Origin of the sequence: Streptomyces sp. 3330 (assembly GCF_031456635.1) — a bacterium.
In the GTDB taxonomy this organism is placed as follows: Bacteria; Actinomycetota; Actinomycetes; order Streptomycetales; family Streptomycetaceae; genus Streptomyces.
The window spans coordinates 334,848-348,784 of sequence record NZ_JAVDVA010000001.1; the positions used below are offsets into that span (position 1 = coordinate 334,848).

The window sequence follows — 13,937 nt, forward strand, 5'->3', positions numbered from 1 at the left end:
CAGGACGGTGTCACGGACCGGGGATCAGAGCTTGACGATCATCTTTCCGGTGTTGTCGCCGCGCAGGACCCCGAGGAACGCCTCCAGGTTGTTCTCGATGCCCTCGACCACGGTCTCGCGGTACTTCAGCTCACCGGAGCGGACCCAGCCGCCGACCTCGCGGACGAACTCCGGCTGGAGGTCGTAGTGGTCGCCGACCAGGAAGCCCTCGATGCGGCCGCGGGTCGCGATGAGTCGGGCGAGGTTCTTCGGGCCGGGAGCGGCCTCGGTGTTGTTGTAGACGGAGATCATGCCGCAGACGACGATGCGGCCCTTCTCGTTGAGCGAGCCGATGGCCGCTTCGAGGTGGTCGCCGCCGACGTTGTCGAAGTAGACGTCCACACCGTCGGGAGCGGCCTCGCGGAGCTGCGCGGCGACCGGGCCGTTCTTGTAGTTGAAGGCGGCGTCGAAGCCGTACTCCTCGACGAGCAGCTTGACCTTCTCGTCGGAGCCGGCCGAGCCGATGACCCGGGAGGCGCCCTTCAGCCTGGCGATCTGGCCGACCTGGCTGCCGACGGCGCCGGCCGCGCCCGACACGAAGACGGAGTCGCCCTGCTGGAAGGCGCCGGTGCGCAGCAGGCCCGCGTAGGCGGTGAGACCGGTCATCCCGAGGACGCCGAGGTAGGTGGAGAGGGGCGCGGCCTCGGGGTCCACCTTGACGGCCTGCTTGGCGTCGAAGGTGGCGTACTCGCGCCAGCCGCCGAAGTGCAGGACGTGCTCGCCGACGGAGACTCCCTCGGCGGCCGAGGCGACGACCTCGCCGACCGCCCCGCCCTGCATGGCCTTGCCCAGCTCGAAGGGGGCGACGTACGACTTGGCCGCGCTCATCCGGCCGCGCATGTAGGGGTCGACGGAGACGTAGGCGTTGCGCACCAGCACCTCACCCGGGCCGGGCTGCCGGATCTCCGCCTCGGCCAGCTCGAAGTCCTCGGGCTTCGGCCAGCCGACGGGGCGGCTGAGCAGACGCCATTCGCGGCTGGTGGTGGGGAGGGCCGACTCGGTCATGGGGGCTGCCTTTCCTGTGTACGCAAAATGCTTCACTACCTGAAACAACCATGCTCCTGAATATTTCAGGATGTCAAGTAACGGGTACCCTGGATCCATGTCCACCTCACATCCGGCCCCCCTCCCCGATGCGCTGACCCTGGAGGTCGTCGGCCTGATCGGCGAGGTCGTGGCCCGCTACTACGAGGACTACGAGGAAGCCGCCGCAGGTCACGCGCTCACCGGCGCGCAGGCCCGGCTGCTGAGCCTGCTCTCGCTGGAGCCGCTGCCGATGCGGAAGCTGGCACAGAAACTGAAGTGTGAGCCGTCCAACGTGACCGGCATCGTCGACCGTCTGGAGTCCCGCGGTCTGGTCGAACGGCGTCCCGACCCGGCCGACCGCCGGGTGAAGCTGGCCGCGGCCACGGCCGAGGGCCGGAAGATCGCCAAGGGGCTGCGCGAGTCGCTGCGGTTCGCGCGGGAGCCGCTGGCGGGGCTGGCGGAGGAGGAGCGGGTGGCGCTGCGGGGGCTGCTGCAACGCATGCTGAGCACGGAGACCGGCGCCTCCTGACCCACCGGGGCCCCATCCCGCGGCCCCGCGGGCCGGAATGAGGCAGGCGCGGCAGACCCGGTCGGGCCCGGCAGACCCGGTCCGTCCCAGCAGGCCCGGTCGGGCCCGGTCGGGCTTGTCCCGGGGTCAGTCGTCCGAGCCGGGCTTTCCGCTCGTGCGGAGCGCTCCGCGGGCCGCACCGCCCGCCGCGAGGGTCACCGCCGCCACGGCGCGCGCCCGGCGGGGGCCGCCTCGCGCCCGCCCACCGGACACAGGCGCAGCCGCCGAGGACGAGCACGAGAAGCCCGTGAGCACGAGCACGATCACGCCCCCTCCGCCCCTTCCGCTCTTTCCGCCTCCTCCGCCGTGAACTCGTACTGCAGTTCGTAGAGATGGCCCGCCTTCACCATCACGGTGACCTCTACGGGGCGGTCGCCGTCGCTGTGGATCACGCGCAGGGTGCGCAGCACCGGCATGCCGCCGGTGAGGCGGAGGGCCTGGTACTGGGCCTGGGTGGGGACCCTGGCGGAGACCCGGTCCGTGCTGCGCCGGGGCGGGTGGCCGAGCTCGGTGAGCAGGGCCGGGGTGCCGCCCCTGATCCTGCGGCGCTCGGCCAGGGGCGTCCCCAGCGCGATGTCCAGCGGGTAGTAGGACTCCACGAGTTCGGCGGGCTCGTCGTCGACGAGGAGGATCTGGCCGCGGAGCAGAGCGGTGCCGTCCGCCGGGAGGTCGAGGGCGGCGCGGACGTCGGCGGGCGGCCGCCTCTCGGCCACGTCCAGGAGCCGTATGCGGGCGTGGGTGCCGTGCTTGGCCGCCTCGGCGAGCCAGCGGTAGGGCGCCCCGGGGCGGCCCGGCCGCATGAGCGCGGCGGGCCGGACGGTGCGCTGGCGGTGCTCGCGGACCGTGACGGCGGCGCCCGCCCTGCCGACCACCAGACGCTCTTCCTTGAGGAGCTGCAGGGCCTTCTGGACCGTGGCGCTCGACGCGTCGAAGCGTTCCTTCAGCCGGGCGGTGGTGGGCAGGTTGGCGCCGGGGGCGAGCTCTCCGCTCATGATGTCGTCGCGCAGATCGGCCGCGATCCGCTCGTGCAGGGATCGGCGGTCGACGGCTTCCGGGTCTGCCTTGGGCACGGTCATCCGATCCTGATCTGGTAGCGCAGCCTCTGCCGTAGGGCAGGCATCACCATACGGTCGGCCTGGATCGGCCGGTCGGCGTGGTCCAGCGTGAGCCGGACGAGCCGCAGGACCGGTTCCTCGGACGCGATCCGCAGGGCCCGGCGCTCCTCCTCGTCCGGCATCCCGGCCGTCACGTCCTCCCGCACGAGGACGCCGACGTGACCGAGCTCGGCGAGCAGGGTGAGGGCTCCGCCGGGGATCTTGGCGGTCCCGGCGAGACGGGTGCCCGCCGCTATGGCCGACGGGTAGTACGTGTCGGTCAGCTCGCTGGGCTCCTCGTCGAGGAGGATCAGCCGCCGGCGCACGACGACCGGCTCCCCCTCGGAGACGCCCAGCAGCGCGGCCACGTCGGCGGGGGCGGGCACCTCACCGGCGTGCAGGATGCGCTGGGTGCCGCGCCGCCCCTGCGCCGCCGCCTCGGCGGCCCAGGCGTCGCCCTGCCCGGTGCCCCGTGGCGTCAGATACGGCAACGATGTGCTGATCCATCCGCTCGCACCCACGACTCCTCCTGTACGGCCGACCGTTCTTTCGACCCTGCCGCCCTACACGGTAGGCGACCTGGCTCATCCGCCAACCGCCACCCTCTGCCACCCTCAGCCACCCATCGACACCTTGTTACCTTTCGCGAATAACAGTAAGGTTTCGCCGCAGGACGCCCCAGAACCACCGGAGGTGCCCCCGTGCCCCTGTCACGGCAACGTCGTTTTCCCCGCTCGCGCGCGTCCGTGCGGGCCGCCCGGGTCTTCGTCCACCAGGTGCTGAGCGACTGGGACCGTGTCGACCGGCTGGACGACATAGAGCTGTGCGTCTCGGAACTCGCCACGAACGCCCTGCTGCACGGAGTGCCCCCCGGCAGGCAGTACTGCGTGACCCTCACCCTCGACGGCCCCCTGGTCCGTCTCGCCGTCCGCGACACCGGCGACCACCCCGTGCCCGCGTGCCCGCCGTCCCCGGACGCCTGCTCGGGCCGGGGCCTCTTCCTGGCGCGGGAACTGGCGGACGACCTGGGCATCACCGAACACCCCGTCGGCAAGACGGTGTGGGCGACCTTCAAGACGGAGAGCCCGACCGGGGCCCTCTGAGGACGGTCCCGGCCCTGCCGGCGGTCCCGGCCCCGGGGCCGGGACCGTCACGCCGCCTCAGGCCTTCTTGCGGGTCGTCATGAAGCGCTGGACCAGGATGAACGCGCACAGCAGCACACCGGTGGCGATCTTCGTCCACCAGGAGCTGAGGGTGCCCTCGAACTGGATGATGCTCTTGATCAGGCCCAGCACCAGCACGCCGAACAGGGTGCCCAGCACATAGCCGGAGCCACCCGTCAGCAGCGTGCCGCCGATGACCACCGCGGCGATCGCGTCGAGTTCCATGCCGGTCGCGTGCAGCGGGTCGCCGGACTGGATGTAGAGGGTGAAGAGCAGCCCGGCCAGCGCCGAGCAGAACCCGCTCACGGTGTACACGGCGATCTTCGTGCCGCCCTGCGGGAGGCCCATCAGCATGGCCGACTGCTCGTTGCCGCCGATGGCGTACACCCGGCGCCCGAAGCGGCTGTAGTGCAGCACGTAGAACGCCACGGCGAGGACGACCAGCGAGACGATCGCGCCGATCGACAGGAAGCCCATCCCCAGCGACACCTGCGCCTGGGCCATGCTGCTCACCGAGGAGTCGCCGATGGAGATCGACTCCTTGCTGATGACCAGGCACAGACCGCGGAAGAGGAAGAGCCCGGCGAGGGTCACGATGAAGGGCTGGATCTCGAAGTTGTGGATCACATAGCCCATCAGGAACCCGCCGAGCGCGCCCACGCCCAGCGCCATGGGGATCACCAGCGGCAGGGGCAGTCCCTGCCGCTCCACCAGCCAGGCCGTGAACATCGTCGTGAAGCCGATCACCGAACCGACAGACAGGTCGATGCCGCCGGACAGGATGACGAAGGTGACTCCGACCGCGGCGACCAGCAGATAGCCGTTGTCGATGAACAGGTTCAGGAAGACCTGCGGCTCGCCGAACCCGTAGAACTGGTAGCGGCTCAGGCCGACGCCGTACATCAGCAGGAAGAGCAGGGCCGTCACCGCGACCGGCAGCCGCCGGTCGCCGAGCAGCCGGGCGGCCCTGGACGGGGTACGGCTGCCGGAGGCCGTGGGGCTCTGGGTGGTCGCGCTCATCACGACACCTCCATCTTGGGGGCGGCCTCGGACGCCGCGGCGGGGTCCGCCGGAGCCGCGGCCGGCCTGCCGCCGCCCTTCGCGCCGGATCCGGCGCCGAACCGGGCGCCGAACACCTTGGCGCGGAACTTCGGGGACTGGAGCAGACAGACGACGATGACGACGGCGGCCTTGAAGACCAGGTTGGTCTGGGTGGGCACGCCGATGGTGTAGATCGTGGTGGTCAGGGTCTGGATGACGAGGGCGCCGACCACCGTGCCGCCGACGGAGAACCGGCCGCCCAGGAGCGAGGTGCCGCCGATCACCACGGCGAGGATCGCGTCCAGCTCGATCCACAGGCCGGCGTTGTTGCCGTCCGCGGCCGAGGTGTTGGAGCTGATCATCAGGCCGGCGATGCCCGCGCACAGCGCGCAGAACGCGTACACCATGATCTTGATGCGCCGGGACCTGATGCCCACCAGACGGCTCGCCTCGGCGTTGCCGCCGACCGCCTCGACCAGCAGGCCGAGGGCCGTGCGGCGGGTCAGCACCACGGTGACGGCGACGACCACGGCCACCACGAAGATGGAGAACGGCAGGGTCAGCCAGTAGCCGCCGCCGATCAGCTTGTACGGCTCGCTGTTGATGGTGATGATCTGGCCGTCGGTGATCAGCTGGGCGACTCCGCGCCCGGCGACCATGATGATCAGGGTCGCGATGATCGGCTGGATGCCCATCCTGGCGACCAGGAAGCCGTTCCACAGACCGCAGACGACGGCGGCCAGCAGGCCCAGGCCCATCGCGAGCAGCACCCCGGACAGGGCGTCCTGGTCGGACCGGTCGCTGATGTAGGAGCAGGCCAGCGCTCCGGTGATGGCGACCACGGCGCCGACGGAGAGGTCGATGCCGCCGGTGGCGATGACGAGGGTCATGCCGACCGCCACCAGGATGAGGGGCGATCCGAACAGCACGATCGAGACGAGGCTGCCGTAGAGGTGGCCGTCCGCCATCTTGACCGAGAAGAAGTCGGGCGTGAAGGGAACGTTGACGAGCAGCAGGAGGATCAGGACCGCTACCGGCCAGAACAGGTGGTGGTGGGTCAGCGCTCGCCATCGGGAAGAGGTGGTCACTGGTGCTCTCCGCTCGCGATGGTCTCCAGGATCCGGCTCGTGGTGATCTCGGGCCCGTTGGCGATCTGCGCCACCAGCCGGCGGTCGCGCAGCACTCCGATGGTGTGACTGAGCCGGAGTACCTCCTCCAGCTCGGCCGCGATGTACAGCACCGACATCCCGTCCTCGGAGAGCGAGACGACGAGCTTCTGGATCTCCGCCTTGGCTCCGATGTCGATGCCGCGGGTGGGCTCGTCCAGGATCAGCAGCTTCGGCTGCGTGATCAGCCAGCGGGCGAGCAGCACCTTCTGCTGGTTGCCGCCGCTGAGCCGGCCGACCCTGGCCTCGGGGTCGGCGGGACGGATGTCCAGCGCCTTGATGTACCGGTCGACGAGTTCGTCGCGCTGGGCGGCCGGGACGGGCCGGGTCCAGCCGCGCGCGGCCTGCAGGGCCAGGATGATGTTCTCCCGGACCGTCAGGTCGGGCACCAGCCCCTCGCTCTTGCGGTTCTCCGAGCAGAAGGCGACGCCGGCGCCGATCGCGTCGTTCGGGGCGCTCATCGAGATCCGCCTGCCGTCGATGGAGACCTTGCCGCTGTCCGGCTGGTCGGCGCCGAAGAGCAGCCGGGCGAGTTCGGTCCGGCCCGATCCGAGCAGGCCGGCCAGTCCGATCACCTCGCCCTTCCTGATCTCCAGGTCGAACGGGGCGATGCCGCCGGTCCGGCCGAGGCCGTCCGCCGCGAGCAGGGTCTCGCCCGCGTGGGCGCGCAGCTGGTGCTCGTGGAGCTCGTCCAGCTGGCCCATGGCCTTGCCGAGCATGAGCTGGACGAGGCCGACCTGGTCGAGGTCGCGCACCATGTGCTCGCCGACCAGGGCGCCGTTGCGCAGGACGGTCATCCGGTCGCAGACCTCGTAGATCTGGTCGAGGAAGTGCGAGACGAACAGGATCGCGACGCCTTCCTCCCTCAACCGGCGCATCAGCGCGAACAGTTGGAGGACCTCGTCGCGGTCGAGGCTGGAGGTCGGCTCGTCGAGGATCAGCACCTTGGTCGCGGGTCCCGCGCCGTCGCCGTCGCCGTCGCCGGTGCCCAACGACCGGACGATCGCGACCAGTTGCTGCACGGCCAGCGGGTACGAGGACAGCGGGGCGTCGACGTCGATGTCGAGGCCGAGCCGGTCCACCAGCTCCGCCGCCCGCCGGCGCAGCTCCTTCCACCGGATGCGGCCCAGCCGGGTCGGTTCACGCCCGATGAAGATGTTCTCCGCCACCGACAGGTTCGGGCAGAGGTTGACCTCCTGGTAGACGGTGCTGATGCCGGCCTGCTGGGCCTCCAGCGGGCTGGCGATCCGCACGGCCGCGCCGTCCAGCGTGATCGTGCCGCCGTCCAGGGAGTGGACCCCGGTGAGCACCTTGATGAGGGTGGACTTGCCCGCGCCGTTCTCGCCCATCAGGGCGTGGATCTCGCCGGGGAAGAGCCGGAAGTCGACGTCCGACAGAGCCCGTACCCCCGGAAACTCCTTGACTATGCCCGTCATTTCCAGGACGGGCCTCGGCTCTGCCATACCTCTCCTAGCGAGGGGAGCCACCGGCTGTGCCCGGTGGGTGGATTCGTTCCGTGTCAGCGTGCTGCCGCCCCGCGAGGGGCCGGCCGGGCCGCGGCTCCGTGGCCTCGGGCCTCTCGGGGCGCGGTCACGGCGGCGGCGCTCCTCGTGCGAGCGGACCGCCGCAGTCCCGCAGGGCCCGGCCGGCCGTGATCCCGGCCGGCCGGAGGCTCACTGCCGTGGCGGTCGGTCAGTACTTGCGGCTCGGGAGCGCGGCCGCGGCCTGGTCCTGCAGGAAGTCGCCCTCCTCGGTCTTGATCCAGCGCTCGACCGTCTCGCCGTTCTTGACCTTCTTCACGACGTCCATCAGCTGCGGGCCGAGCAGCGGGTTGCACTCGACGATGGCGTTGATCTTGCCCTCGGACATGGCCACGAAGCCGTCCTTCACGCCGTCGATCGAGACGATCAGGATGTCCTTGCCGGGCTTCTTGCCGGCCGCCTCGATGGACTGGATGGCGCCGATGGCCATGTCGTCGTTGTGCGCGAAGAGGACGTTGATGTCCGGGTTGGACTGGAGGAACGCGGCCATGACCTGCTTGCCGCCGGCGCGGGTGAAGTCACCGGTCTGGCTGACGACGACCTTCCAGTCGTCCTTGTGGCTCGCGTCCATGACCTCCTTGAAGCCCTTGGCGCGCTCGATCGCCGGAGCGGCGCCGGTGGTGCCCTCCAGCTGGGCGATCTTCACCGCGCCCTTGAGGCCGGCCTTCGCGATGACCTTCTCGAGGATCTTGGCGGCGCGGCGGCCCTCGTCGGTGAAGTCGGAGCCGACCAGGGTCACGTACAGGGACTCGTCGGAGGTCTCGACGGAGCGGTCGGTGAGCACCACCGGGATCTTCTTGGCCTTGGCCTCCTTCAGCACCGCGTCCCAGCCGGTGACGACCACCGGCGAGAAGGCGATGACGTCGACCCCCTGGGTGATGTAGCTGCGGATCGCGGAGATCTGGTTCTCCTGCTTCTGCTGGGCGTCGGAGAACTTGAGGGTGTAGCCCGCCTCCTTGGCCGCCGCCTTCACCGAGTCCGTGTTGGCGCTGCGCCATCCGCTCTCCGAACCGACCTGGGAGAAGCCGAGCGTGATCGCCTTGCCGCCGTCCCCGGAGGAGCTGCCGGAGGCGCTGTCGTCCTCCTTGGCACAGGCCGCCAGGCCACCCGCCGCCGCCACGCCGACCGCCGCGGTGAGGAAGTTTCTTCTGCTGAGCATGTTCTTCTCCTTTGAAGAGCCGGCCCGGGGATGGACCTGCTGGTACTCGATGGACCGGCCGCGTTGCGTCCAGCCTGTCGATCACTGTTCGGCATTTCGGTCACACTGCTGGTCAGAGGTGTGACGGGGTCCGTCAGAGGGGTGCGCCCTCCGGCTGAGCGGCGCTGGGGAACGTGCTTGCGCGTACGACGAGTTGGGGTTCGACCGCGATCCGGGGCGGGTCGGCGGCCGGCCGGCCCTCGATCTGCTCCAGGAGGAGCGCGATGCCTCGCTGGCCCACCGTCGCGAAGTCCTGCCGGACGGTGGTGAGCGGCGGAGCGAAGAACTCCGCCTCCGGGATGTCGTCGAAGCCGACCACCGCGACGTCCTGGGGAGTGCGCACGCCCGCCTCCCGCAGGGCCCGCAACACCCCCAGCGCCATCTGGTCGTTGGCGACGAAGACGGCGGTCAGCCCCCGGCCCACCCAGCCGGCCAGTTCCTGGCCCGCGCGGTAGCCCGACAGCGGACTCCAGTCCCCCCGCAGCATCATGGGGGGCTCGACGTCCGCCGCTTCGAGGGTCGCCCGCCAGCCGGCGGCCCGGTCGGCCGCCTCCTGCCAGTCCTCGGGTCCGGCGAGATGCCAGACCGTGCGGTGGCCGGCGGCCAGCAGGTGACCGGTCGCCAGCCGCGCCCCCAGGTGCTGGTCCACACCGACCCGGGGGATGTCCATGCCCGGCCCGCCGCCCACGACCACCACCGGGAAGGGATGCCGCAGTTCGGCCAGGGCCTCCACCGCCGACCGCTGCGGGGCGATGGCGACCACTCCCTCGACCCCGCCCTCGCTGAGGTGGTCCAGGGCTTCGGCGAGCTTCTCCATGGTCAGTTCGCGCAGGCTGACCGTCGAGACGAGATACCCCTCGGCGCGCGCCGCCTCCTCGAGCGCGAACAGCGTGCTGGCCGGCCCGTAGAGGGTGGTGTCCGAGGCGACCACGCCCAGCGTCCGGGTGCGCCGGGTGGCCAGGGCCCGTGCGGAGAAGTTGCGGCGGTAGCCCATCTCCTCGATCGCCCGCAGCACCCTGGCCCGTGTCTCGTCCCGCACGTTGGGGTGCTCCCCCAGCACGCGGGACACGGTCTGGTGGGACACGCCGGCCAGGCGAGCCACGTCGGCCATGGTGGGCGGCCGGAGCCGGGTGGGTGTCACGGCCGCACCTCCTTGACGCTCGTCTGCCGATAAGTCCGGTAAGTCCTGCGGCGTGGGCGGAGCGCTCCGCGTCACCGGCTTCACTCCGGGATCCCGGTACGCCCGACGGCGCCGAGGGGGAAGGCAGTTGGGAACGTTGCGGACACGACCGCTCGTACCTCCCCGTGCTGACGTCGTCGCCGACTGGTGAATGCGGAGGTCATTGTGAGCGCTAACAATTCACGGCGGTCAAGGGGGCTGCACGGGATGGTCGTCACGGTTCCATAACGCGCTCGCGGGGAGCGGCACATCGCTCCTGGTCAGAGGCCGAAACGCCGCCCGGGGCCATGCAGGGGGCGGCGGACCGACGACGGGCCGCGCGGCCGGAACCTGCCCAACCCGCTTCGGCGCAGGGCGATTTCGGCCATGCCGGGGCGTCGGGCGCGCCGCCCTGGACGGCCCACATGACGATCGCCCAGGGCTCGGACGGCCGGTGGTCCGCACGGCAGGAGCCCTACGAGCACCACCACAGGAAGCGTGTGCACGACTGCGAGGGCGACGGATCCGGGGACTCCTGCGGCGCCGACGGGTCGGCGGTCGGGGTCGGGTCCGGGCCCGGGTCCGAGCCGGACGGGGTCGATCCGGAGGTGGCCCCGGAGGAGCCCGGGAGGGTGGCCGACTGGGCCTCCTTGTCCGGGCCCGGCGTGGCCGACTCGTCCGTCGCGGACTCCGACGCCGACGGGGAGGCGGAGGGGCTCGGGGAGGCCGAGGTCCTGCCGTCGCCCGTGTCGGTCCGGTCGTCCAGGGGCTGCGCGGACGTGCTCGGCCCCGACGACGACCCGTCGACCTCGGACGCCTCTCCCCCGGCGGCCGCCGGACGGGCGGGGGAGCCGAACCCCGGTGCGTCCACGCCCAGTTCGGCCAGACTCAGGCCACCGGCCGCGAGCACGAAGCCGGCGGTGATCAGCACGACGCGCTTGCGGCGCCTGCGGTGGGCCGAGGCCTTGCGGTCCCGGCGGCTCGCCTCCGGCACGGCGGCCGCGCCCTGGGGACCGCGCCGGCCACCCCTGCCCCGCTCGCGGCGGCGCGCGGCCCGGCCGCCCCGCGGATCGCCGCCCTCGTCTTCGAGGGCCTCGGCCTCGGGGAACTCGCGATCGTCGCCACCGTCGCGATCGTCCAGGTCGCCGTGCGCGCCGCTTCCGTCCTGAGCGCGCCCGTCCGGGGCGCCGTACGCGCCGCGCGCGTCCGGGTCGCCGGGACCGCCGCGCGCGTCCGGGTCGCCGGGACCGCTGTGCGCGTCCGGGTCGCCGGGCGTCCGGTGTGTCGCCGCGTCCGGCGCGTACGGTTCGGGCTCGGGCTCGGGTGTGCCGGGCGGATACGCGCGTAGCTGTGGAGCAGGTGCGCCGCACCCCGGGCAGGCGAGGGCGCCGTTGAGGTGCCGTCGGCACGGGTGGCAGTAGTCCATGACGCGGGAAGACTAAGTTCCCGGACAGGCACGTTCGCGGGTTCGCCTGTGAAAGTTATGTGGGAACCGGCCATACCGACGCGACAGTCCGAGTGACCTGGCCCACACCGCCAAGGCCCGACTTTCGAAAGGGGTATCGAAACTGTCGAAACCGTTACCTGTTCGACCCATTGACACTCGCCTCGCGCAATCCTTACTGTCTGCCCAGCATTTCGAACATGTGACGAAATCTCGAACAGCCGAAGGGTAACTTCCGTGCGCATCACCGGAATCAGCACGCACGTGGTCGGGACGCCGTGGCGCAACCTGACCTACGTACAGGTGCACACCGACGAGGGCATCACGGGTGTCGGAGAGACTCGCATGCTGGGTCACACCGATGCGCTGATCGGCTACCTGAAGGAGGCCGAGGCCAACCACATTCTCGGCTCCGACCCATTCGCTGTCGAGGACCTCGTGCGCCGGATGAAGTACGGCGACTACGGGCGGGCCGGCGAGATCGTGATGTCCGGCATCGCCGTCGTCGAGATGGCCTGCTGGGACATCAAGGGCAAGGCTCTCGGCGTGCCCGTCTGGCAGCTCCTCGGCGGCAAGGTCACCGACAAGGTCAAGGCCTACGCCAACGGCTGGTACACCACCGAGCGGACCCCGGAGGCCTACCACAAGGCGGCTCAGGGGGTCATGGAGCGCGGCTACAAGGCGCTCAAGATCGACCCCTTCGGCACCGGGCACTTCGAGCTGGACCACCAGGAGACCCTGTACGCGGTCTCCCTCATCGAGGCCGTGCGCGACGCCATCGGGCCGGACGCCGAGCTGATGCTGGAGATGCACGGCCGCTTCTCCCCCGCGACCGCCGTCCGGCTCGCGAACGAGCTCGCGCCCTTCAAGCCCGCGTGGCTGGAGGAGCCGTGCCCGCCCGAGAACCTGAAGGCCCTGGAGAAGGTCGCCGCGAAGGTCGACATCCCCGTCGCCACCGGTGAGCGCATCCACGACCGCATCGAGTTCCGCGAGCTCTTCGAGAGCCAGGCCGTGGACATCATCCAGCCGGACGTCGGCCACATCGGCGGCATCTGGGAGACCAGGAAGCTGGCCGCCACCGCCGAGGCGCACTACGTCCTCGTCGCCCCGCACAACGTGGGCGGCCCGGTCCTCACCGCCGCCTCGCTCCAGGTCGGGTTCACCTCCCCGAACTTCAAGATCCTTGAGCACTTCAACGACTTCGCGGACGCGGAGATCAAGAAGGTCGTCAAGGGCGCGCCCGAGGTGATCGACGGCTACTTCCACCTCTCCGACAAGCCCGGCCTCGGCGTCGAGCTCGACGTGGACGCCGCCGCCGAGTTCCCGCAGCAGCAGGCCCGGTTCGACCTCTGGGCCGAGGGCTGGGAGCAGCGCAAGCCGAAGGGCAGCGACAAGTGAGCACTGCCGTCGTCGTCGAGGCTCCGGGCGAGCACCGGCTCGTCCCGCACGAGCCACGGCTGCCGGAACCCGGCGAGGCGCTCGTCCGCGTCCACGCCACCGGCATCTGCGGCAGCGACCGCGAGGTGTACCAGGGCAACCGCCCCGAGGGGTACGTCCGCTACCCGCTGACCCCCGGCCACGAGTGGTCCGGGACGGTCGAGGCGGTCGGCGCCGGGGTCCCCGCGTCGCTCGTCGGCCGCAAGGTCGTCGGCGAGGGCTTCCGCAACTGCCAGGTCTGCGACCGCTGTCACGCGGGCGAGACGACGCTGTGCTCGGACGGGTACGAGGAGACCGGCTTCACCCAGCCGGGGGCCATGGCGGCCACCCTCACCCTCCCGGCCCGGCTGCTGCACGTCCTGGCGGACGACGCCGACCTCACGGCGGCCGCGCTGCTCGAACCCGCCGCCTGCATCGCGGCCGCCGCGATCAAGGCGCACGCGCTGCCGGGCGAGAAGGTGGCCGTCGTCGGCACCGGGACGCTGGGCATGTTCGCCGTGCAGTTCCTGAAGGCGGGATCGCCGGCCGACCTGCTGGTCGTCGGCACCCGGAACGACCGGGAGGCGCTCTCCCGGCAGTTCGGGGCCACCGACTTCCGGACCAGGGACGAGGAACTCCCGGACGACTTCGACGTCGTCATCGAGACGGCCGGGTCCGCGTCCGCCGCACGGACCGCCGCCGCCCTGCTCCGGCGGGGCGGCCGGCTGGTCCTCACCGGTATCCCGGCGCCGGGCGCCGACGGGCTCGACCCGACGGACCTGGTCGTACGACAGCTGGAGGTGCACACCGTCTTCGGAGCGCCGCCGGACGCCTGGTCGCACACCGTGCGGGTGTTCGGCGCCGGACTGCTCGACCCGCTGCCGCTGGTCACGCACGAACTGCCGCTCGCCGAGTTCTCCGCGGCCATCGACCTGGTGGGATCGGGCGATCCGACGGTGGGCAAGGTCCTGCTCAAGCCGTGAGCCCCTGAACCGTGCGCCGGTACGGGGGCGACCTGACCGCCCCCGTACCGGCGTACACCCGTCACCCCGCACGACCTGAGCCGCGAACCTTGACCGAAA

Annotated in this window: 13 protein-coding genes; 4 read left to right on the plus strand and 9 right to left on the minus strand. The window is 71.2% G+C overall.

From position 1 onward, the window contains the following. Nucleotides 1-24: 24 nt before the first annotated feature. Entirely contained in the window at nt 25-1,044 is a 1,020-nt protein-coding gene (locus tag J2X68_RS01535) for an NADP-dependent oxidoreductase (RefSeq protein WP_310430557.1), read from the minus strand. 97 nt (nt 1,045-1,141) lie between these two features. Between J2X68_RS01535 and J2X68_RS01540 the strand changes: the two genes are divergently transcribed. Next, a complete protein-coding gene (locus tag J2X68_RS01540; RefSeq protein WP_310430558.1) occupies nt 1,142-1,594 on the plus strand; it encodes a MarR family transcriptional regulator in 453 nt (150 codons plus the stop codon). 302 nt (nt 1,595-1,896) lie between these two features. Here the strand turns inward: J2X68_RS01540 and J2X68_RS01545 are convergent, their stop codons facing one another. After that, on the minus strand, nt 1,897-2,709 hold the full coding sequence (locus J2X68_RS01545; protein WP_310430559.1) for a GntR family transcriptional regulator: 813 nt from the start codon (nt 2,707-2,709) through the stop codon (nt 1,897-1,899). Next, nucleotides 2,706-3,248 (minus strand): UTRA domain-containing protein, encoded by a 543-nt coding sequence (locus J2X68_RS01550; protein WP_310430560.1) that lies wholly within the window; start codon nt 3,246-3,248, stop codon nt 2,706-2,708. The genes J2X68_RS01545 and J2X68_RS01550 overlap by 4 nt, the downstream gene beginning before the upstream one ends. Nucleotides 3,249-3,428: 180 nt before the next feature. Here J2X68_RS01550 and J2X68_RS01555 point away from each other — a divergent pair, with 180 nt between their 5' ends. Then, nucleotides 3,429-3,830, plus strand: a complete 402-nt coding sequence (locus tag J2X68_RS01555; protein ID WP_310430561.1) for an ATP-binding protein — start codon at nt 3,429-3,431, stop codon at nt 3,828-3,830. A gap of 57 nt (nt 3,831-3,887) precedes the next feature. Here J2X68_RS01555 and yjfF read toward each other — a convergent pair whose 3' ends face one another. The 6 genes from yjfF to J2X68_RS01585 all read right to left on the minus strand — a co-directional run bounded on the left by yjfF (nt 3,888) and on the right by J2X68_RS01585 (nt 11,421). Continuing rightward, nucleotides 3,888-4,910, minus strand: a complete 1,023-nt coding sequence (yjfF, locus tag J2X68_RS01560) for a galactofuranose ABC transporter, permease protein YjfF (protein ID WP_310430562.1) — start codon at nt 4,908-4,910, stop codon at nt 3,888-3,890. Beyond that, on the minus strand, nt 4,910-6,019 hold the full coding sequence (locus J2X68_RS01565; protein ID WP_310430563.1) for an ABC transporter permease: 1,110 nt from the start codon (nt 6,017-6,019) through the stop codon (nt 4,910-4,912). Before J2X68_RS01565 ends, yjfF begins: the two co-directional genes overlap by 1 nt. After that, nucleotides 6,016-7,560 carry a sugar ABC transporter ATP-binding protein gene (locus J2X68_RS01570; RefSeq protein WP_310430564.1) on the minus strand — a complete coding sequence of 515 codons (1,545 nt, stop codon included), beginning with the start codon at nt 7,558-7,560 and terminating at the stop codon, nt 6,016-6,018. The genes J2X68_RS01565 and J2X68_RS01570 overlap by 4 nt, the downstream gene beginning before the upstream one ends. A 229-nt stretch (nt 7,561-7,789) precedes the next feature. After that, nucleotides 7,790-8,797 carry an ABC transporter substrate-binding protein gene (locus J2X68_RS01575; RefSeq protein WP_310430565.1) on the minus strand — a complete coding sequence of 336 codons (1,008 nt, stop codon included), beginning with the start codon at nt 8,795-8,797 and terminating at the stop codon, nt 7,790-7,792. Nucleotides 8,798-8,930: 133 nt separating this feature from the next. Then, a complete protein-coding gene (locus J2X68_RS01580) occupies nt 8,931-9,977 on the minus strand; it encodes a LacI family DNA-binding transcriptional regulator (protein WP_310430566.1) in 1,047 nt (348 codons plus the stop codon). A gap of 493 nt (nt 9,978-10,470) precedes the next feature. Continuing rightward, a complete protein-coding gene (locus tag J2X68_RS01585) occupies nt 10,471-11,421 on the minus strand; it encodes a hypothetical protein (RefSeq protein ID WP_310430567.1) in 951 nt (316 codons plus the stop codon). A gap of 255 nt (nt 11,422-11,676) precedes the next feature. On the opposite strand from J2X68_RS01585, the gene J2X68_RS01590 reads away from it, so the two are divergent. Both J2X68_RS01590 and J2X68_RS01595 read left to right on the plus strand, forming a co-directional pair. Then, nucleotides 11,677-12,837 carry a mandelate racemase/muconate lactonizing enzyme family protein gene (locus J2X68_RS01590; protein ID WP_310430568.1) on the plus strand — a complete coding sequence of 387 codons (1,161 nt, stop codon included), beginning with the start codon at nt 11,677-11,679 and terminating at the stop codon, nt 12,835-12,837. After that, nucleotides 12,834-13,838 (plus strand): alcohol dehydrogenase catalytic domain-containing protein, encoded by a 1,005-nt coding sequence (locus J2X68_RS01595; protein ID WP_310430569.1) that lies wholly within the window; start codon nt 12,834-12,836, stop codon nt 13,836-13,838. Before J2X68_RS01590 ends, J2X68_RS01595 begins: the two co-directional genes overlap by 4 nt. Nucleotides 13,839-13,937 lie beyond the last annotated feature (99 nt).

What these genes read in the sequence shown, in the direction of transcription:
- J2X68_RS01535 (WP_310430557.1), bottom strand. Translation starts at nt 1,044, where the DNA reads ATGACCGAGTCGGCCCTCCCCACCACCAGCCGCGAATGGCGTCTGCTC.
- J2X68_RS01575 (WP_310430565.1), bottom strand. Translation starts at nt 8,797, where the DNA reads ATGCTCAGCAGAAGAAACTTCCTCACCGCGGCGGTCGGCGTGGCGGCG.
- J2X68_RS01570 (WP_310430564.1), bottom strand. Translation starts at nt 7,560, where the DNA reads ATGGCAGAGCCGAGGCCCGTCCTGGAAATGACGGGCATAGTCAAGGAG.
- J2X68_RS01540 (WP_310430558.1), top strand. Translation starts at nt 1,142, where the DNA reads ATGTCCACCTCACATCCGGCCCCCCTCCCCGATGCGCTGACCCTGGAG.
- J2X68_RS01545 (WP_310430559.1), bottom strand. Translation starts at nt 2,709, where the DNA reads ATGACCGTGCCCAAGGCAGACCCGGAAGCCGTCGACCGCCGATCCCTG.
- J2X68_RS01585 (WP_310430567.1), bottom strand. Translation starts at nt 11,421, where the DNA reads ATGGACTACTGCCACCCGTGCCGACGGCACCTCAACGGCGCCCTCGCC.
- yjfF (WP_310430562.1), bottom strand. Translation starts at nt 4,910, where the DNA reads ATGAGCGCGACCACCCAGAGCCCCACGGCCTCCGGCAGCCGTACCCCG.